The organism is Flagellimonas meridianipacifica, from assembly GCF_003001695.1.
GTDB lineage: Bacteria > Bacteroidota > Bacteroidia > Flavobacteriales > Flavobacteriaceae > Flagellimonas > Flagellimonas meridianipacifica.
Genome location: NZ_PVYX01000001.1, coordinates 819,040 through 838,128 on the forward strand (window position 1 = coordinate 819,040; position 19,089 = coordinate 838,128).

Consider the following 19,089-nt stretch of genomic DNA (forward strand, 5'->3'; position numbering starts at 1 on the left):
TGGTAATGCTAAACCCAAGCACTGCATATGTTTAAACATTTCAGGGGTGATTTATTTGGTGGGGTAACCGCTGGCATAGTAGCTCTACCGTTGGCCCTTGCTTTTGGAGTAAGTTCGGGTTTGGGGCCTAGCGCAGGTCTTTACGGAGCAATTTTTATCAGTTTTTTTGCGGCACTCTTTGGAGGGACCAATACTCAGATTTCTGGGCCTACAGCCCCAATGACCGCGGTTAGCATGGTGGTCATTGCAAGTATCGTGGCCATCAATGACGGTGATGTAGAAAAAGCACTTCCTGCCATACTTACCATCTTCCTATTGGCTGGACTCATGCAAATTGGTTTGGGCCTCATAGGTCTTGGAAAATATATTAAATACATTCCTTACCCTGTCGTTTCTGGTTTTATGACCGCTATAGGGGTAATCATTTTGGTGACCCAAATTCTTCCAGCTGTAGGTTACTATCCAAAAGAGGACGAGGAGTTTGTCGCTCAATATATGGCCGAGGCCGAGGAAGAAATCTTGAAAAACATTTTACAGGAAGAAGCCGGGGAAGGAATTCTAGTTCTTGAGGATTTTGAAGAAACCATTAAACGCGCCAACAAAATAACTCCAGCAGATATGAATAAGGAAGCCAAAACCCTTGCCGCTAAAGATGCTTCGGGTGTTTTGGGAACTTTTAAAGTTTTGCCAAGAGCGTTGGGCAACATCAATTGGCTTGAACTCTCGCTTGCAGTGGCCACAATTCTTATCATTTTTGGATTTAAGAGAATTACTAAATCCATACCAAGCACTTTGGTGGCCCTGTTAGTTGTCTCGGGAATTGCCTATGGTGTTGGATTGGACTACCGTCCCATTGAAAAAATTCCAAGCGGTCTCCCTCTACCTAATCTGGAGATTTTCAGCAAATTTTCCCTTGGTTCCATTTCTCCCCATATTTTCACAGCCCTCACACTTGCCTTGCTAGGGGCAATTGATTCACTGCTAACATCCGTGGTTGCTGATAACATGACGCAGACCAAACATAAACCTAATAAAGAATTGGTAGGGCAAGGAATAGGAAACAGCGTTGCCTCCATTTTTGGGGGTATTCCTGGTGCCGGTGCCACAATCCGAACTGTTGTAAATATCAATTCTGGTGGAAAAACCAGATTATCTGGAATGATTGCCGGAGTACTATTGCTGATAATTCTTTTGGCACTGGGACCTGTGGCCTCACAAATTCCGGCAGCTGTACTCGCAGGTATTTTAGTTACTGTCGGCATTGGAGTAATGGACTATAAAGGACTGAAAGCTATTCCCTATTTGCCAAAAGACATTCACCTTGGCCCACTCAAATTGAGTTCGGAGGTAATTATTATGCTTACAGTAATGGTACTTTCATCTGTATGGAATCTGGTGTATGCTGTTGGAATTGGATTAGTTTTTGCCTCTCTAATGTTCATGAAAAAAATGGGAGACCTAACCGCCAAAAAATCAGAAGTCTTACCGCTTATCGAAGAGAAAGCTTGGGCGGATGAAACCAATTTTCCAAAGAATTTAGCTGAAGAAGTGTTTATTAAACACTTGAATGGACCGCTTTTTTTTGGGTCTACCAGCGATTTCCATCAACTTGCCGAACAGATTCCTGATACTGCCTCGGCGGTAGTGATTCGCATGGCGCGTATGCAATACATGGACCAGACCGGGCTGTATGCTATGGAAGATGTATTGCAAGACCTTAAAAACAAAGGAATGGATGTACTGTTCGTTGAAATTCTAGACCAGCCCATGTATATGATGGAACGTATTGATATTATCCCAGACCTTATCCCTGAAGAACATATTTTCCCTGACTTTGATAGTTGTATGGAATGGATAGAAGAGCACGTGGAAGATAAGTATCCATAACCTATCAATCTGCTTATAACTTTTAATCCTATTAAGGCTTAATTCCAATACCATACGGGACAAAGCTTTCATTTTTTGCTTTTGGGATTGTAATACATTTGAGGAGCTTAGCGGTATCGTTTTCTTGTAGCTATTCCCAATTCCAACCATTATGTTTTCAGAGACAATTTGCTACCTTTGTCGATTGACAATCCAATCACCAATGATTGACACGCTTAAACAACACTTGGCTGAAGTAGAGGCTTTTTCATCCACCTCGAAAGACGAAATAGAAGCATTCCGAATTAAATATTTAGGAAAAAAAGGGCTTTTAAACTCCTTTTTCGCTGAATTCAAGAATGTGCCCAACGGGCAAAAGAAAGAATTCGGTCAGGCTATCAATCAATTAAAGACTTCAGCAAACGAGAAGGTAAATACTTTAAAGCAAGCTGTTGAAAATCAATCAGAGACGCAAGGAAAGTATGGTGATCTTACACGTCCGGGTGAACCCATAGAAATTGGTGCGAGGCATCCCATTTCAATAGTTAAAAATAGAATAATCAACATCTTTTCGCGTATTGGATTCAATGTTTCTGAGGGTCCCGAGATAGAAGATGATTGGCATAACTTTACCGCTTTAAATCTGCCCGAATATCACCCTGCACGTGATATGCAGGATACATTCTTTATTCAAACCGACCCAGATATTTTGCTTCGTACCCACACCTCATCGGTACAGGTAAGGTACATGGAAAACAACCGGCCCCCCATTCGCACCATATCCCCTGGACGTGTGTATAGAAATGAGGCTATTTCGGCAAGATCCCATTGCTTCTTCCATCAGGTTGAGGGACTTTATGTGGACAAAGATGTGTCTTTCGCAGATTTGAAACAGACTTTGCAATATTTCACTTCAGAAATGTTTGGAAAGTCAAAAATCAGGCTGAGGCCTTCCTATTTCCCTTTCACCGAACCCAGTGCCGAAGTAGATGTATATTGGGGATTGGAAACGGAAACAGATTATAAAATGACCAAGGGAACAGGTTGGCTCGAAATTATGGGATGTGGTATGGTAGACCCCAATGTTTTGCAAAACTGTGGTATTGACCCTGAGGTTTATTCCGGTTTTGCTTTTGGAATGGGTATTGACAGAATTGCATTATTGCTGCATCAAATTCCAGATATCCGATTGTTGAGTGAAAACGATATTCGCTTCCTTGATCAGTTCAAAAGCTCCCTGTAACATCTAGATTGAAAAATGTCGAATTCTTTGTTTAGTAAAGCAATAACAGCACTATTCTATATTTTTCTGCTAGTTACAGTAACTTCTTGCTCTAAAAATGATGATCAGGGTTTGTTCTCACCTCCTCAATGGCTGATAGGGACATGGGATAGAATAGAGGATATTGAAGCAGGACCATTATTTCCGGTAAGGCTGGTCATTACCTCTGATAATATAATTTCGACAAATGAAGATGGAAGCTTTGATGATTTTTCTGCTTTGGCAAGAAGCATGGAAAGACCAAATTATAGTGAAAGAACTATAGATGAGAACAACTATACTGCTTCTGTAAGCCTTTTACCGAATAGACCAGGTTCTGGAGTTTCCTTGCAATTTAGAAGACTGTCGGACAATGAAATGACTACGAGCTTACTCCGTTTTCGCAAAAGATAAAACAAGTCTCTTTCTTTAAAATATCATCTATTTCAAATAGTGGATAGAATGGAGATTTCAAAATATATTATTCATTTTAAAGCAGTTCAAATCCTCCCTTTAGTTTGTTTAACAACACCACGATGTTCAATGAAGGTACTTTTTTGGGCCCATTTTTTTTGAAGTTGACATTTTAGTCCCCTGATTTTTACGGAATTGTCATAGGATACAAGCGCCTAAGCTATTAATTTAGAGGTGATTGCTAATTCAAAAAAGACCATCTATGACCACCAAAAACATTTCCAGAAGAGATTGGCTTAAAAAAGGCGCCATTACGGCCGGAGGAATTCTTGCTACTCCTTATTTAGGATACTCTGAAAACCTAAAAGCTCCATTGGTTCTTGATACGAATGGAGATGCTGTCTACAGCCCTTTTTTCAAAGAGTATTTACCAAAAGATATTAGGGAATTTCCTTCTTTTGAAGCCAAATTGAATGCAAATGAAAATCCATATGGACCATCGCCAAAAGCCTTGGAAGCATTTAAAAATGCAGCATCCGGTGGAAATAGGTACGCATGGAAAGAACTCTTTCAATTGGTTGACAAAATAGCTGATTTTGAGGGAGTAAGTGCAAAGAATATAATGATGGGCCCGGGTTCTTCTGACCTTTTGGAAAAAACGGCCATGGTGTTGTTCATGAATGGTGGAAACGTAGTATCTGCCGATCCTGCATATATGTCACTAATACGAGTTGCTGAATCTGTAGGTGCCACTTGGAAGCCCGTTCCACTAAAGAAGGATTGGTCTCATGACTTAAAAGCCATGGAGGCCGCTGTTGACTCAGACACAAAATTGGTGTATATCTGTAATCCCAACAATCCTACGGGTACCATTACCGATCACGAAGAAATGGTTGATTTTTGTTCCAGAGTCTCCGAAAAGGCTCCAGTCTTTGTGGACGAAGCCTATCTGGCTTTTATGGGAGAAGGTTTGAAGAAAAGTATGGTTTCCCTAATCAATGAAGGTAAAAACGTAATCATTGCCCGTACATTTTCAAAAATCCATGGAATGGCCGGATTGCGTGTAGGTTATATTGTAGGCCAAGAATCTACTTTAGGTCAACTGCAGAAAATAACAAGAGGTGGAATGGGAATATCATATCCATCTGTATTTGCGGCAATGGCGGCAATGGACGATACATCCTTTTTGGACAGTTCAAGGGAATTGAATGTAAAATGTAGGGAATATGTGTATTCCAGTTTAGATTCCATGGGCTTCGATTACGTAAAATCCCATACCAGCTTCATGATATTCCCTATTGAAATGGCTGGAAAAGATTTTCTAGAGAAAATGACCGACTTAAAAGTTGGCGTAAGGGCATTCCATTTTATGGATAAAGATTGGTGCCGAGTAAGCATGGGTACCATGGATGAAATGAAACTTTTTACAGACGCAATCTCCAAAGTTCTAGTCTAGCGTTTCATGGACTCCGGATTATATAAGACAATTACGTTTGTATGCTTTATCCTTATTGGTGTTTTTCTAAAAAACAAAATCAAATCCAAGGATGAGCGCAGTGGCATAAAGGCAATTATCTTGAACCTGGCATTGCCTGCCACAATTTTCATAGCCTTATTGGGTGTGAAAGTGGAGTGGAGCTTATTGTTCCTTCCTATCATGGCCTTAGCGCTCAACGTAGTTTTGTTTCTTGCAATCCCTTTCGTCCTTCCTCTGGTGGGTATAGAAAAAGATTCTCCAGAGTTCCGAACCGCAAGGCTGCTCATCCCTTCGCTGGCTCCAGGTCTTTCATGTTTCCCTTTTGTGCTTGAATTCTTAGGCGAAAATGCTTTAGCTAAAGTGGCTATGGCCGATTTGGGAAACAAAATTTTTGTGTTGGTCATTCTTTATGTTGTTGCCATGAATTGGCACTACCAACTCAGAAGTAAGGCCAAGAAAGGTAATGGAAAGTTGATGTCATTATTGAAAGTGCTTGTTTCGGAACCGGTAAACATATTTATAATTGCTGCGCTAATACTACTGGTATTTGGGTTTACTATGGATACCTTACCCGTTTTGTTCAGTGACATCCTGAAAAAACTGAGCTTGATTATGACTCCATTGGTTCTGTTGTTCATTGGGTTGGGAATCAAACTTAAAAGAAAACAGTTTTTTCAAGTGTTTTCCATGTTGTGCATTCGTGCAGGGTTGGTATTTGTTTTGGGAGGAATATTTATCCTATTTTCCGGATTAAAATCCATAGAAAACATTCTTTTATTGTTGGCATTTGGTTTGAGCTCATGTAGCTTTTGGCCCTACGCCCATATTTCCGCGGTGGAACATCTTGAAGTTGAAGATACCCAAAAACGTACTTTTGATAGTGATTTTGCCCTTAACATTTTGGCGCTTTCCTTTCCGTTATCGACTGTTCTAATTCTTGGAGTACTCAACACTGGAACTTTCTTTACCACCAATATTAATATCTTACTCGTTGGTGGAGTCCTGTTTGCCATTGGTTTAGTTTACCCCATTTTGAACGGGCTGAACAAAAAAGTATCACTTACTAAAATGGGTAAGGCGAAAATAAAAAGAACTGCCCCCGAACATATATAATGGAACTATCTTAATGGATAGCCCTTTGCGGCCCACCAAGGATGCACTTCTATTTCTAACCTCTCGGCTTTTACCATAGGGTCCAGGTTTGCTAAACTATCAGCCATTTTTAAGGTAGGTACGTTATAAATGGTAATCCCCCGTATTTCTCCATCATCTCCAAAAGGGCCTGAAATATCAGCATAGCCTTCGTCATACATTCTTTTGAGATGAGTCAAGTGCAATATTTGCAAACTGTCCAATTCCGATTTGCTTTGATTTCTATTAGGACCTGTCTTTAAAAAGGCCATAAAATACTGTTGCATCAAAATGGTGTCCTTGGTCTCCTCATCTACAAAATCGAAAATCTGATACCCCTCATTGGTCAATTTCGCTTTCAATTGGGAAGTACTTTCCTCTTTGGGCATTTCCTCTTCCACAGGTTTAGGAGTTACTCCCTGCTTGCAAGAAAAGATGATAAAACATGCCAAAAAACATAGAATTCTTACATTTTCCATTGGTTGTACGGTTTTTGAATAAGTTGTGAATTATAATATGCCACCTTTCCAGTGACCTCCTCTCCAAGCCAACCTGGCTTTTCAAAGGTTTCGTTTTCGTTTTTCAACTCGATTTCAGCAATTACCAATCCTAAATTATCTCCCGCAAACTCATCAATCTCAAAAAGCTTTCCTTCAAAATCCACTTCATATCGATACTTGTCAATAATTCCTGGCTCACATAGTTTCATTAGGGAGAGCGCTTCCTCTTTTTCAATTTCCTTTTCCCACTCATATCTTGAGGTTCCAGATACATTGGATTTTCCCTTTACCGTCAAAAAACCAACTTCTCCTGTTACTCGAACCCGAACGGTTCTCTCAGGATGGGTGTTCAAAAAACCTTGTATAATTCTGGTTTTTGACAAAGCCTGCTCTCTATATTCATCGGATTTCACCAAAAACTTGCGTTCAATTTCCAAATGTTCCATCCTATTAAATATAGCCATAAATTTGAGTGTGGCCTTTGATTTTCCATTACGCAAGATAATCCATGTGGATATGGATGCATTTTATGCATCTGTTGAACAACACGATAATCCTGAGTTGAAAGGGAAACCTGTTGCGGTAGGTGGCGGGTCCAAAAGAGGTGTTGTCTCTGCGGCGAGCTATGAAGCCCGCAAGTATGGAGTACGAAGTGCCATGTCCGGTTATATTGCCAAGAAAAACTGTCCTGACCTTATTTTTGTCAGACCTCGTTTTGACCGGTACAAGGAAATATCTCTTCAAGTGCGAAATATTTTCTTTGAGTATACCGATTTGGTGGAGCCCCTCTCCTTGGATGAGGCGTATTTGGACGTTACCCAAAACAAAAAAGGCAATCCTTCAGCTACGTTGATTGCCAAAGAGATTCGACAAAAAATATTGGATAAGACTGGATTGACCGCCTCAGCTGGAATTTCAATCAACAAATTTATTGCGAAGGTAGCGAGCGATATCAACAAACCCAACGGCCAAAAAACCATCAATCCTGAGGAAGTTATCACCTTTCTTGAAAACTTGGACATCCGAAAGTTCTACGGGGTGGGAAAAGTCACAGCTGAAAAAATGTACAAACTCGGCATCTTTACTGGAAGCGACCTCAAACAAAAATCGTTGGAGTTTTTGGATGAGACCTTCGGAAAAAGTGGACGATATTATTACCATGTGGTCAGAGGTATACATACCAGTGAAGTGAAACCGCATCGCATTCCGAAATCTGTCGGTGCCGAACGCACTTTCTCTGAAAATCTGAGCAGTGAGATTTTTATGTTGGAAAGGCTTGAAAATATCGCTTCGGAACTTGAAAGAAGGCTTCAAAAATCTAAAATTGCCGGTAAAACGGTCACCTTAAAAATAAAATACAGTGATTTTACACTAAATACCCGAAGCAAGACCCTCCCTTATTATATTTCCAACAAGAGTCTAATATTGGAAACCGCCAAAGAGCTGTTGTACCAGGCCCCTCTTAAGGACTCTGTTCGGTTGTTGGGAATTTCTTTGGGTAACCTAAACACTGAAAAGGAACAGGCAGAAGAAGAAAAGAAGGAGAAAGACGAAATTCTGGTCCAGCTACGCTTTGATTTTTAGGTCAAACCCCATTGGTTGAGAAAACTGTAATCAACCAGACAATTAAGGACGAGAAAAAAATTCCAGTCATATTTGCAAAAAAGGCTTGTTTTCTTTCAATTTTAAACAGATAAGATGCTATACTCCCTGCATATACTCCCGTACCGGGCAGAGGAATCATAACAAATAGCACCAAGCCCAAAAAACCAAACTTTTCAATTTTCTCTCCCGAACCGGTTTTGGCCCTTTTCGCGATGAAAAGTGCAGATTTTTTATAGAATCTCCACTTCAAAAAATATCGGTTGATTTTATCCAGGAAAAACATCATTAAAGGGAATACAGCAATGTTTGCCAGAAAACAAAAAATAAATACGACGTATTCGTTGAGTCCCTTCATGATACCATAAGGTATACCGACCTTTGCCTCCCCAAATGGGGATAAGCTCCACAACATTGCCAGTATTAAATCCAGTATCACAGCTTTTTTTTGAACTGCAAAAATACTTATGAAAAATTCTTTTTCTTTTTACTGAAGCATTAAAAAAAATATAAAATTTGACAGCCCTGGGTGGATAACTTTCCCGATGAGAGAACTGTATGATTGGCTCGCAATAAAGCACCTATATATTGTTCCTGCTGTTCACATGTAAAACCCCCAACTGTCTTTTTTTATCTTTATGCTATGCAGAAATCAACCTTACATGAAAAAATCATCTCTACCGCAGGAGATTTGTTTTATACAAATGGATATAACTCCACAGGTATAAATGAGATAATAAACAAGTGTGGTATTGCAAAGGCTACGCTATATAGCCACTTTAAATCCAAAGAAGATATTTGCATAGCATATTTGACTCAAAGGCATGAAGAATTTCTAGACGATTTGAAACAATATGTAAGTCGAAGGAAAAAAGGCAAGAACCAACTTTTGGCCATCTTTGATTACCTAACCGATTTATACAGAGAAGATACCTTTTTTGGATGCTGGGCCTTAAAGACCCTAGGTGAACTCTCAGCTAAACAGAAGCGTATTTTTTCCACCATACAAAAACACAAAAAGGAGTTGTTGCTTTATTTAGGGGATGTTGTACTGGAAAACATCCATAACGTTTCCAAAGCGGAAGTGGAAAAGGTTTCCGGCGGGATATATATGTTGTATGACAGTGCCATTACCGAAGCCTATTTGCACAAAAATGCCTGGCCCATCTATCTGGCCAAAACCATAGCTCCATCTTTTTTTTCCAACTTGGACATGAAGTCATAAAAAAAGCGCACCCTATATAGGCGCGCCTTTTCAAACTAAAAGCATTCAATTTGCTATTTTACTATCAACGTATTGTCGGTAGAAGTTGGGTTCAAAGGACAGAAGTAAACATACTCACCTTTTTCCAGTTTAGTAGCTTTTGATGTTTGAGATGCACCAGTTTTTACTGGTTGAGTCACATAAGCTGTTTGAATGTGATTTTCAGGTTTGCTGACATCCAATCCTTTTTTTACCAATACAAAACCAACATCATGACCTACACCATTATTGGAAATGTCAAAAACATAGGTTCCTTCCGAAACTGTAATTTGTTTCTGGGTAAATTCACCAGAAGTCTGTTCCAAAGCTATGGTCTTCACAGCCTTGTCCTTCATTGCATCTTGTGCCTCAGCTGTAAAAAGGGCTCCAAAAGCGAATACTAAAACTAAAATTGCGTTTTTCATTTTTCTATGATTTAAATTGGGTTTTATCTTTTCAGAATTATACTGTTGCTTCCAAAGGTTGTGCTACTGGAAAGTCTACAGGTACATTCGTAGTTTTGTGGATATAGTTAGAAATCGTTTTATCACCTACCAAAACGATGGTATCAATCATGTTTTCTTTGGTCCAACCAGCGTTGAAAAAGTTGTCTACAACCTCGCTATCCGTGGCTCCTCTATTCTCCGTAATATTTCTGGCCAATCTTGCCAAAGCATCCAATTTATTGTCAAAAGATGCCTCGCCTGCTCTTAGTTCAAGAATTTGCTCGTCTGTGAAACCGTTCATTTTTCCAATAGCGGTGTGCGCAGACAAACAGTAAATACAGTTATTTACTTGGCTTACGGCTAGGTTTACTACTTCTTTTTGTTTGGCATTCAAAGAAGTCTTGGCATTGGATAATGTCAAATAGTTTCCTAGTGCATTTTCAGAATGTGCATAGGTTGCAAAAAGATTGGGAACAAAGCCAACAGCTTTTTCCAAATTATCGAATATAGCTTGATTGTTGCTGCTTACTTCTTCTCTTGTGGGTACATTAAAATTGCTCATAATCGTAATAATTATAAAATGTGTTATTGTTTAAAATTGAATATTGGATACAAAGGGTTTTTCAGCATCACAATAAAAATCATGATGATGTTTTTGCTCACAATGTGTTTTTGGTGAGATGGTTTGGAATTCAGACTTTCTGTTATTCCCGAAAATCTCTATTAAGTTGAAAATTGACTTTTCCGATGTTTTCATCTTTACCTTTCTTTTAATTTCTGAGCAAAGATGCGGTGAAAGTCAAGGTGAGTGTTAGCAACAATTTCCCGACCGCTTGTCGAAATTTCCCTTAAGCAGCTATTACCTTGTTTTCTCGATATTCCGAAGGGGTCATATGCGTCATTTTCTTGAAGAATTTGCTAAAATGCGCAGGGTCGTTGAAGCCTAGTTCGTATGCTATTTCCTGATTCTGCATATCCGTAAAATGCATCATCCTTTTCGCTTCGAGAGCAATACGGTCCAAAATAATTTGTTGTGGAGGCTTTTGGTTGTAGATGGAAAACAAATTAGAAAGGGTTTTGGGGGATTTGAAAAGGAGTTCCGCATATTCACTTACCTTTCTTTTGCTCCTGTAATGTAAGTCAACCAGAAAATTGAACTTTCTTATGGTATCGATTTGTTCATTGTTCAAAGTCTTCACTATGAGTTGTTCCTTGGCCAAACGTGTGCTCATGATAATCAGTCTTTTCAATAACATTTGAAGCATATCTCCTTGAATGTTATCTGGTGTTCCAAATTCTTCGGTAAAAACCTCGTGCCACAAATCAAATTTCCTTTTCTGATTTTCCTTGACAGCAATAATGGGGATATCCTGTGTCCCAAAAAACAAAATTCCATTACAGGATACTTCACTATCATGGTCAGCAATGCAATAAAACTCCCTATTGAACAAGATTCCCGTTATGGGTAATTCCGATTTTTCAAAACTTACTTTATGCAAATAGGTAATGGTCATCAAATGATTGGGGGGTAACTCCACCGGAATATTATCTACGGTAAAATCAACAGGTTTTTCATTTCTATTCCATAAAAATTTGATGGTGTTTTGGGTTATTGAAAAGTGATTAATATTCTTTTGAATGTTATCCGTAAAACCAATTATGGATCCTAATTTTGAATCTTGATATTCGTATTTCATGTCCAAAATAGTTTTGTTTAATGTTTTGAAAAACCCTGAATTTATTACAGTTTGTCCCCATTTCTTGTTGATGCTTACAGGGATTTTACAGTTAATTTCACTAAAATGATTAAACAGAAATGTTAATATATTATTTAGATTTCTGCGCGAGTTAAACTTTTTATAGTATTGAATATGGAAAGTACCAAATTTTACGATGAGGCATTATGCAAGTTCTACGGAAAATTAGAGATAAATAGCTATCCTCTTAGTTCGTTGGACATTTATGCACAGCACTTTAATAAGGTATGTAAAAACCTAAGTGACATTAAAAGTTTGGCTACTTTGGCCAGACAGCAGGATTGGAATAAAGGTATCTCGCTCCGTGAGGAGATTTTGGACAAAGACCACGTTGTAGTGGTAACTGACCCTAAACTGAACATTGTTTATGCCACCCAAAACATTTTTTCAATGAATGGGTATTCCCCGGAAGAAATTATTGGAAACAAGCCAAAGATGTTTCAGGGAGAAAAAACATGTCAGGAAACGTCGAAACAGATTTCAGCGGCTATTAAGCAACTCCTTCCTTTTGAAGCTACCATTACCAATTACCGTAAAAATGGCTCAATCTACAATTGTTGGATAAAAGGACAACCTATTTTCAACAGAAAAGGTAAGGTTGTTAACTTTATAGCTTTTGAAAAAGAGGTTGCCTAATTATTTACTAGTCGTCTAAACGGGACAGCTCTCTATTTCCGTAACCCTCAATGTGTTTACCATACCCTTGTCTTTAATAGGCATGGCCGCTAGGCTTATTAGCATATCCCCAACATCTAAAAACCCTTTCTTACAAGCGATGTTATTCACATCCTCAATGGTCTCATCGGTTGTAACATATTTATCGTAGTAAAAAGCCTTTACGCCCCACAACAAATTCAATTGGGTAAGGATCCTCTTGTTGGAAGTAAAAACCAAAATATGCGCACTGGGTCTCCATGCCGATATTTGAAACGCCGTGTATCCACTATTGGTAAGAGTGGATATGGCCTGTGCCTGTATCTCGTTGGCCATTAAAGCTGCATGGTAGCAAACAGATTTTGTAATATATCTTTTGGTTCTGATGTGCGGCGGAGTCTGCGGAACATTGATTAGGGCAGAACCTTCAACACTTATCAGAATACTGGACATTTTCTCGATTACCTGAACAGGATAATTACCTACAGATGTTTCTCCAGAAAGCATTACGGCATCTGCTCCGTCCATAACGGAATTTGCCACATCGTTTACCTCTGCACGTGTTGGTGTTAAGCTTGTAATCATCGTCTCCATCATCTGAGTGGCGATGATAACCGGTATTCTCGCTTTTTTAGCACGTAGTACCAGTTGCTTTTGTATCAAAGGCACTTCGTGCGCGGGAACTTCCACTCCCAAATCACCACGTGCTACCATCAAACCGTCGCAGTAGGCTACAATCTTATCGATGTTATCAACCGCCTCTGGTTTTTCAATTTTGGCAACTATCGGTATTTTATGTTCGGAATGCTGATTAATCAGGTTTTGCAAATCGATTAAGTCTTGACTATGCCTTACAAATGACAGTGCAATCCAATCCACTTCTTGAGAGATTGCAAAAACAGCATCAACAATATCTTTTTCGGTAAGAGCAGGAAGCGAAATAGCCGTATTGGGCAAATTCACTCCTTTTTTAGATTTCAAGGGACCCCCTTGGATTACCTCAGCGGTCACTTCGTCGACACCATTTGTGGATTTTACCTCAAAGATTAACTTACCGTCGTCCAAGAGTATTCTTTCGCCAGGTTTTACATCTTTCGGAAAACTGGCGTAATTCATGTAAACTCGCTCAGCACTTCCTTCAAAAGGTTCTCCAGTTGCAAACTTCACGGTATCTCCAGGAGCTACCACTGCTTCTCCTCCCATAACACCAACTCTCAATTTTGGTCCTTGCAAATCAGCAAGTATAGAGGTGTTCATGTCAAGTTCATCGTTGAGTTCACGTATCATTTTGATACGTTCGGCAACATCATCATGAGAAGCGTGTGAGAAATTGATTCTAAATACATCAACACCCGCCAATATCATCTGCTTAAGAGTTTCTTTCTTGCTGGTGGCAGGACCTAGTGTTGCTACAACCTTGGTCTTCTTTCTTGTTGGCATTCCTAAAAGATTAAATTGCTTTTCGATTTTAATGCGTTTGGGTCTATGGAGTATGCTGTAACTATATTGGGCATAGCATTGATAGCCTTTACCGTTTTGTCCATTATCCCCATGTCATCCGTGTCAATCCTCAAAAAATAATCCACCTCTTTATGTTCAGAAACCAAAAAATCTGTCTTCTGGGAAACATCATTGGTGAAGAGGCCTTCGGAAATTCCTATTTCCTGATCACAACTGTTTGTAAAAAGCACCCAATAATTCTGGTTGATTTCGTCTTCCCAATCAAACATTGAAAATAAGAGATTTTCACCATAGCTTAGGTCGTTATCTGTTCTCTTCAACTGCAATTCGCAACCTTTGTTAAGTGAATAGGCTAACGAAAAATCTTCCATACCACTATGGATGGCAATTAACTGAAAATCATCATCGTAATACGCCTCTATTATTTTTCGAGTGGCTGACATGTCCTAAATGCGAACTGTAAATATAGTCTTAATACGCAATACAGCCTAGCTATATATAAAGCAACGCATGGAAAAAATTACGAAAACGTTTGAGTTTACCTTTTTTTAAAGTTAGGACACATCGATACGGCTTTGGAGTGCGAAGTATGCTCGTTTCGATGCTTTTTCCTCCGCTTTCTTTTTGGAAGTGGCTCTGGCTTTGGCCATAATCTTGTTGCCAATGGTAAGTTTTACAGCAAAATGCTTGTATTCATCGTTGCCGGTATCTTCATAAACTTCATAGTTGAAAGGTTTTTTTTGCTTTTGGCACCATTCAATTACCAAACTTTTGTAACTGATGACTTTTCCTTCCAACTGTTCAATATCCACATAGGGATTGATGACTCGGTCATAGATAAATCGTTCACAATAGCTGTATCCTCTATCCAAGTAAATTGCCCCCACCAAGGCTTCAAAAACATTACCATGAATATTATCCCCAAAATGGGATTTGGGAATCCGACTTTCCACGTGCTCCAACAGTCCTAAATCCTTACCCAATTCATTCAGGTGTTTTCGGCTTACTATCTTGGAACGCATTTTAGTTAGATAGCCTTCATCACCTCCTGGAACCTCATTGTATAAGTGCTTTGAGATGATGGTTCCGAGCATCGCGTCCCCTAAAAATTCAAGTCTTTCGTAATTCTTGGGATTCCCTTCTTCATCTTTTATGTTCATGGACCTATGAAGAAAAGCTCTCTTGAATATCTCAGTGTTTTTAGGTTTAAACCCTAATATTTTTTTCATCGCCAAAAAAAAATCCCCATCCGTTTTCGGTGGGGAGTTAAATATTTTTGACGTTAATCTCATGCTTTGGCTTCGCTATATTTTTTTAAAAAGTACACAAGCATTATGACCCCCAAAACCGAACGTATTGCTCATGGCAATTTTTACATCTCGCTCTTGAGCTTTGTTCAATGTGAGGTTGAGGGAAGCATCAATTTCTTCATCTACCACGCTATGGTTTATGGTAGGTGGTACCATTCCATGCTCAATGGCCAGAATGGAGGCGATGGCTTCAATGGCTCCAGCCGCACCAAGCAAGTGACCGGTCATGGACTTTGTAGAATTGATATTGATATTGGATGCATGATCTCCAAAAACCTTGGAAATAGCTTTCAATTCAGCGACATCACCAAGAGGGGTTGACGTTCCGTGCGTATTGATGGCATCTACATCTTCTGGTTTCAATCCTGCATTTTCCAAGCAATTTTCCATAACCCGAACCACGCCAATTCCTTCAGGATGCGGTGCTGTCATGTGATGGGCATCACTGGAAAGTCCTCCGCCCAAAACCTCAGCATATATTTTTGCTCCACGAGCTTTGGCATGTTCGTATTCTTCCAAAATAAGTGCTCCAGCTCCCTCACCTAAAACAAAACCATCCCTTGTGGCATCAAAAGGTCTGGAAGCGGTTTCTGGACTTTCATTTCTTGTGGAAAGTGCGTGCATGGCATTGAATCCTCCCATACCTGCAATGGTTACGGCGGCTTCACTTCCACCGGTAACGATTACATCACAATGCCCCAAACGAATATAGTTCAAGGCATCAATAAGTGCGTTGGCCGAAGAGGCACATGCCGAGACCGTGGTATAATTTGGTCCCATAAATCCATGCTTTATGGAAATGTTTCCAGGAGCGATATCCGCAATCATCTTTGGAATAAAGAAAGGATTGAACCTTGGGGTTCCGTCTCCATTGGCAAAACCAATCACTTCGTTCTGAAAAGTTTCAAGACCTCCAATTCCAGCGCCCCAAACAACACCTACCCTAAATTTATCTATTTCGTCCAGATTAAGGCCAGAGTCCTGAATAGCTTCATCCGAAGAAACCAAGGCGTACTGTGCAAAACGGTCTAGTTTTCTAGCTTCCTTTCTGTCAAAAAAATCCTGTGGATTATATCCTTTAAGTTCACAAGCAAATTTGGTCTTGAACTTTTCTGTGTCGAAATATGTAATGGGTGCCGAACCGCTAACGCCATTCTTTAGTCCTTCCCAATAAGCTTCTAAATTATTACCTATGGGGGTCAGTGCTCCCATTCCGGTAACTACTACACGCTTTAACTGCATTGAACTATGTTTTACCCTTAAAAACCTAAATTAAAAAAAAATTATCCATGCGATTTGGTATCGCATGGATAATTTACATCATTTGATAAAATATCATAAATTATTTAGCTTCTTCAATATAGCTAATGGCTTGACCAACTGTAGCAATATTTTCGGCCTGATCATCAGGTATTTGGATGTCAAATTCTTTTTCAAACTCCATGATAAGCTCCACAGTATCCAAGGAATCCGCACCTAAATCGTTGGTAAAGCTAGCTTCAGCTACTACTTCATTCTCATCTACACCTAGTTTATCAACGATGATAGCCTTAACTCTTGATGCAATGTCTGACATAATTATATTGGTTTTAAAAATTTAAATCGTTGGCAAAAATATAAAACTTTGGATTAAATACACTATTTGTCGATAAATTGTGCTCAAATCAAACTTCTTACAAATGAGAACGTTACTTTAGCCTTTTGAACTTTGCCCATTCAAAATTGTACTTATTTAGATGAAACGAATAGTAATTCTTGCCTCTGGCAATGGTTCCAATGCCGAACGGATTTCCACCTATTTTGAAGATAAAGAAGGTATAGAAGTTGCCGCTATTTTAACCAACAAAAGTACGGCAAAGGTGCTTGAGCGTGCTAAAAGGCTTCAAATTCCTGCATTTTACTTCAACAAAACGGCGTTTTCCAATTCCGATGCCGTAGTGGGGTTATTACGTTCTCTCAAACCGGATATTATAGTCTTGGCTGGTTTCCTTTGGAAGGTACCTCTGAATATAATAAGAGCATTTCCCGGAAGGATTATAAACATTCACCCCGCCCTCCTACCCAAGTACGGTGGTAAGGGAATGTATGGTGACCATGTACACCAAGCCGTAAAGACCAATAACGAAACTGAAACTGGGATAACCATCCATTATGTTAATGAGCATTACGATAAAGGAGCGATCATACATCAAGCTAAAGTTGGAATTGAACCTTCAGATGATATTGACGGTATTGCCAATAAGGTACATCAGTTGGAATACGAGTATTTCCCAAAAATCATTGAAGACCTATTAAATTCGCAAAATGGCGAAGACTAAAAAGTTCTATGTGGTCTGGAAGGGTAAAAAACCCGGAATCTATGAATCTTGGTCCGATTGCAAGGCTCAAATAGAGGGCTACCAAGGCGCTCAATACAAAGCCTTTTTGGAATTCTCCGAAGCAAAAAAAGCATATAAGGGCGAATACAAGGATTATAAAGGAACAAACACCAAAAAGAAAACACTATCCAAAGCAGAACTGCTCCGCATCGGTGAACCCAATTACAACTCCATTTCCGTTGATGCTGCATCCAGCGGAAACCCAGGAAAAGTAGAATATCAAGGTGTTGATACTAAAACCAAAAAGGTGTTTTTTAAACAGGGTCCCTTTGACCAAGGCACAAACAACATAGGTGAATTCTTAGCCATAGTCCACGGTCTTGCTTTTCTAAAAAAGAAAGGTAGTTCCAGAATATTATATTCAGATTCTAAAATAGCCATGGGTTGGGTAAAAAAGAAAAGATGCGGCACAAAACTTACTAAGACCAAAAAAAACGAAGAGCTTTTTCATTTAATCTCTCGAGCAGAAGAATGGTTACGTGAGAATACGTACGATACTATATTGGTTAAATGGGAAACCAAAGCATGGGGAGAAATCCCAGCGGATTATGGAAGGAAATAATGACAAATCAATTCCCTTTCACCAAATGTATTTATGAATGTTTCAAATGCAATATGTAACCGTATATTTGCAGCAAAATTTTGTGAATGGGCAAATTATTGATTGTTGGATCAATCGCTTTTGATGAAATAGAAACCCCTTTTGGAAAAACGGGAAAAATATTGGGCGGTGCGGCTACATTTATAGGTTTGGCCGCCGGTCAGTTTAGGGTTGATGCAGGTGTCGTTTCCGTAGTAGGGGATGATTTGCCGGAGGAATACCTTAACCTTTTGAAGGAAAGAGATATTGATGTAACCGGTGTTGAAGTAATCCAAGGAGGAAAAACCTTTTATTGGAAGGGAAAATATCACAACGACCTCAATTCCAGGGATACCTTGGTAACGGAATTGAATACTTTGGGTGATTTCGACCCTGTGGTCCCAGAAGATTTCAAAGACGCGGATGTCGTCATGCTCGGGAACTTGCACCCCAATATTCAATTGAGTGTAATTCGGCAAATGAAGGTTCGACCAAAGCTTACCGTTCTGGATACCATGAACTTTTGGATGGACAACACTTGGGATGAATTAATGGAAGTCATCAAATTGATAGATGTCATCACAATTAATGATGAAGAAGCTAGACAGCTGACGGGAGAGCATTCCTTGGTGAAGGCAGCAGCTAAGATTCAAAATATGGGGCCAAAATATGTGGTCATAAAAAAAGGAGAGCACGGAGCGCTTCTTTTCCATAAGGAATACATCTTTTTTGCCCCTGCGCTTCCTTTGGAAGAGGTTTTTGACCCAACAGGAGCGGGAGATACTTTTGCAGGTGGGTTTGCAGGATATTTGGCGCAGACCAAAAACATTTCGTTTGAAAGTTTAAAAAATGCCATAGTTCAAGGTTCCAATTTGGCATCGTTCTGTGTAGAACGCTTTGGTACCGAACGCATGCTCGACTTAGAAAAACATGAGGTCGACCTGCGATTGGCGCAGTTTAAAGAATTAACACAATTCAATATAGAATTAACATAAGTGTGGCCCTGAGA

The 19,089-nt window shown here is 39.5% G+C and carries 22 protein-coding genes; 11 read left to right on the forward strand and 11 right to left on the reverse strand.

The genetic code is table 11. The features are described 5' to 3' along the window. Positions 1-27: 27 nt before the first annotated feature. From CLV81_RS03670 to CLV81_RS03690, 5 genes are all read left to right on the forward strand, one after another. Positions 28-1,887: a SulP family inorganic anion transporter gene (locus CLV81_RS03670; RefSeq protein ID WP_106143694.1), complete on the forward strand. Its 1,860-nt coding sequence runs from the start codon at positions 28-30 to the stop codon at positions 1,885-1,887. A 202-nt stretch (positions 1,888-2,089) separates the two neighbouring features. Then, positions 2,090-3,109 carry a phenylalanine--tRNA ligase subunit alpha gene (gene pheS / locus CLV81_RS03675; RefSeq protein WP_106143695.1) on the forward strand — a complete coding sequence of 340 codons (1,020 nt, stop codon included), beginning with the start codon at positions 2,090-2,092 and terminating at the stop codon, positions 3,107-3,109. 15 nt (positions 3,110-3,124) lie between these two features. After that, a complete protein-coding gene (locus CLV81_RS03680) occupies positions 3,125-3,541 on the forward strand; it encodes a hypothetical protein (RefSeq protein WP_106143696.1) in 417 nt (138 codons plus the stop codon). Between the two features lie 262 nt (positions 3,542-3,803). Further along, positions 3,804-4,997, forward strand: a complete 1,194-nt coding sequence (locus CLV81_RS03685; RefSeq protein WP_106143697.1) for a pyridoxal phosphate-dependent aminotransferase — start codon at positions 3,804-3,806, stop codon at positions 4,995-4,997. A gap of 6 nt (positions 4,998-5,003) precedes the next feature. After that, positions 5,004-6,131, forward strand: coding sequence for an AEC family transporter (locus tag CLV81_RS03690; protein WP_106143698.1), 1,128 nt, complete (start codon positions 5,004-5,006; stop codon positions 6,129-6,131). A gap of 5 nt (positions 6,132-6,136) precedes the next feature. Here CLV81_RS03690 and CLV81_RS03695 read toward each other — a convergent pair whose 3' ends face one another. Next, complete coding sequence (locus CLV81_RS03695) at positions 6,137-6,628, reverse strand: YciI family protein (RefSeq protein ID WP_106143699.1); 492 nt, start codon at positions 6,626-6,628, stop codon at positions 6,137-6,139. Further along, positions 6,616-7,113 carry a CYTH domain-containing protein gene (locus CLV81_RS03700; RefSeq protein ID WP_245911915.1) on the reverse strand — a complete coding sequence of 166 codons (498 nt, stop codon included), beginning with the start codon at positions 7,111-7,113 and terminating at the stop codon, positions 6,616-6,618. Before CLV81_RS03700 ends, CLV81_RS03695 begins: the two co-directional genes overlap by 13 nt. 10 nt (positions 7,114-7,123) lie before the next feature. Between CLV81_RS03700 and dinB the strand changes: the two genes are divergently transcribed. Next, a complete protein-coding gene (dinB, locus tag CLV81_RS03705; RefSeq protein ID WP_106143701.1) occupies positions 7,124-8,233 on the forward strand; it encodes a DNA polymerase IV in 1,110 nt (369 codons plus the stop codon). Between the two features lies 1 nt (position 8,234). On the opposite strand, the gene CLV81_RS03710 is transcribed toward dinB, so the two are convergent. Beyond that, positions 8,235-8,666 (reverse strand): COG2426 family protein, encoded by a 432-nt coding sequence (locus CLV81_RS03710; RefSeq protein WP_417935418.1) that lies wholly within the window; start codon positions 8,664-8,666, stop codon positions 8,235-8,237. A 228-nt stretch (positions 8,667-8,894) separates the two neighbouring features. Here CLV81_RS03710 and CLV81_RS03715 point away from each other — a divergent pair, with 228 nt between their 5' ends. Beyond that, positions 8,895-9,476, forward strand: coding sequence for a TetR/AcrR family transcriptional regulator (locus CLV81_RS03715; protein WP_106143703.1), 582 nt, complete (start codon positions 8,895-8,897; stop codon positions 9,474-9,476). Positions 9,477-9,529: 53 nt separating this feature from the next. Here CLV81_RS03715 and CLV81_RS03720 read toward each other — a convergent pair whose 3' ends face one another. From CLV81_RS03720 to CLV81_RS03730, 3 genes are all read right to left on the reverse strand, one after another. After that, positions 9,530-9,919 carry a cupredoxin domain-containing protein gene (locus CLV81_RS03720; protein WP_106143704.1) on the reverse strand — a complete coding sequence of 130 codons (390 nt, stop codon included), beginning with the start codon at positions 9,917-9,919 and terminating at the stop codon, positions 9,530-9,532. Between the two features lie 37 nt (positions 9,920-9,956). Beyond that, on the reverse strand, positions 9,957-10,502 hold the full coding sequence (locus CLV81_RS03725; protein ID WP_106143705.1) for a carboxymuconolactone decarboxylase family protein: 546 nt from the start codon (positions 10,500-10,502) through the stop codon (positions 9,957-9,959). A gap of 286 nt (positions 10,503-10,788) precedes the next feature. Beyond that, positions 10,789-11,637: a helix-turn-helix domain-containing protein gene (locus CLV81_RS03730; protein WP_106143706.1), complete on the reverse strand. Its 849-nt coding sequence runs from the start codon at positions 11,635-11,637 to the stop codon at positions 10,789-10,791. 174 nt (positions 11,638-11,811) lie between these two features. Here CLV81_RS03730 and CLV81_RS03735 point away from each other — a divergent pair, with 174 nt between their 5' ends. Beyond that, positions 11,812-12,333 carry a PAS domain-containing protein gene (locus tag CLV81_RS03735; protein WP_106143707.1) on the forward strand — a complete coding sequence of 174 codons (522 nt, stop codon included), beginning with the start codon at positions 11,812-11,814 and terminating at the stop codon, positions 12,331-12,333. Positions 12,334-12,348: 15 nt separating this feature from the next. On the opposite strand, the gene pyk is transcribed toward CLV81_RS03735, so the two are convergent. From pyk to CLV81_RS03760, 5 genes are all read right to left on the reverse strand, one after another. Then, positions 12,349-13,791, reverse strand: coding sequence for a pyruvate kinase (gene pyk, locus CLV81_RS03740; RefSeq protein WP_106143708.1), 1,443 nt, complete (start codon positions 13,789-13,791; stop codon positions 12,349-12,351). Between the two features lie 2 nt (positions 13,792-13,793). After that, positions 13,794-14,255, reverse strand: coding sequence for an IPExxxVDY family protein (locus CLV81_RS03745; RefSeq protein WP_106143709.1), 462 nt, complete (start codon positions 14,253-14,255; stop codon positions 13,794-13,796). 111 nt (positions 14,256-14,366) lie between these two features. After that, complete coding sequence (gene rnc, locus CLV81_RS03750; protein WP_106143710.1) at positions 14,367-15,104, reverse strand: ribonuclease III; 738 nt, start codon at positions 15,102-15,104, stop codon at positions 14,367-14,369. 12 nt (positions 15,105-15,116) lie between these two features. Next, positions 15,117-16,364, reverse strand: a complete 1,248-nt coding sequence (fabF, locus tag CLV81_RS03755) for a beta-ketoacyl-ACP synthase II (RefSeq protein WP_106143711.1) — start codon at positions 16,362-16,364, stop codon at positions 15,117-15,119. 100 nt (positions 16,365-16,464) lie between these two features. Next, the gene (locus tag CLV81_RS03760; protein ID WP_009778413.1) at positions 16,465-16,698 is read right to left on the reverse strand and encodes an acyl carrier protein; all 234 of its coding nucleotides are present in this window, start codon (positions 16,696-16,698) and stop codon (positions 16,465-16,467) included. Positions 16,699-16,858: 160 nt separating this feature from the next. Here CLV81_RS03760 and purN point away from each other — a divergent pair, with 160 nt between their 5' ends. The 3 genes from purN (at position 16,859) to CLV81_RS03775 (ending at position 19,075) form a co-directional block, all read left to right on the forward strand. Further along, complete coding sequence (gene purN / locus CLV81_RS03765) at positions 16,859-17,440, forward strand: phosphoribosylglycinamide formyltransferase (RefSeq protein WP_106143712.1); 582 nt, start codon at positions 16,859-16,861, stop codon at positions 17,438-17,440. After that, on the forward strand, positions 17,427-18,062 hold the full coding sequence (locus tag CLV81_RS03770; RefSeq protein WP_106143713.1) for a ribonuclease H1 domain-containing protein: 636 nt from the start codon (positions 17,427-17,429) through the stop codon (positions 18,060-18,062). Before purN ends, CLV81_RS03770 begins: the two co-directional genes overlap by 14 nt. 86 nt (positions 18,063-18,148) lie before the next feature. After that, positions 18,149-19,075, forward strand: coding sequence for a PfkB family carbohydrate kinase (locus CLV81_RS03775; RefSeq protein ID WP_106143714.1), 927 nt, complete (start codon positions 18,149-18,151; stop codon positions 19,073-19,075). The last annotated feature ends 14 nt before the right edge of the window (positions 19,076-19,089 follow it).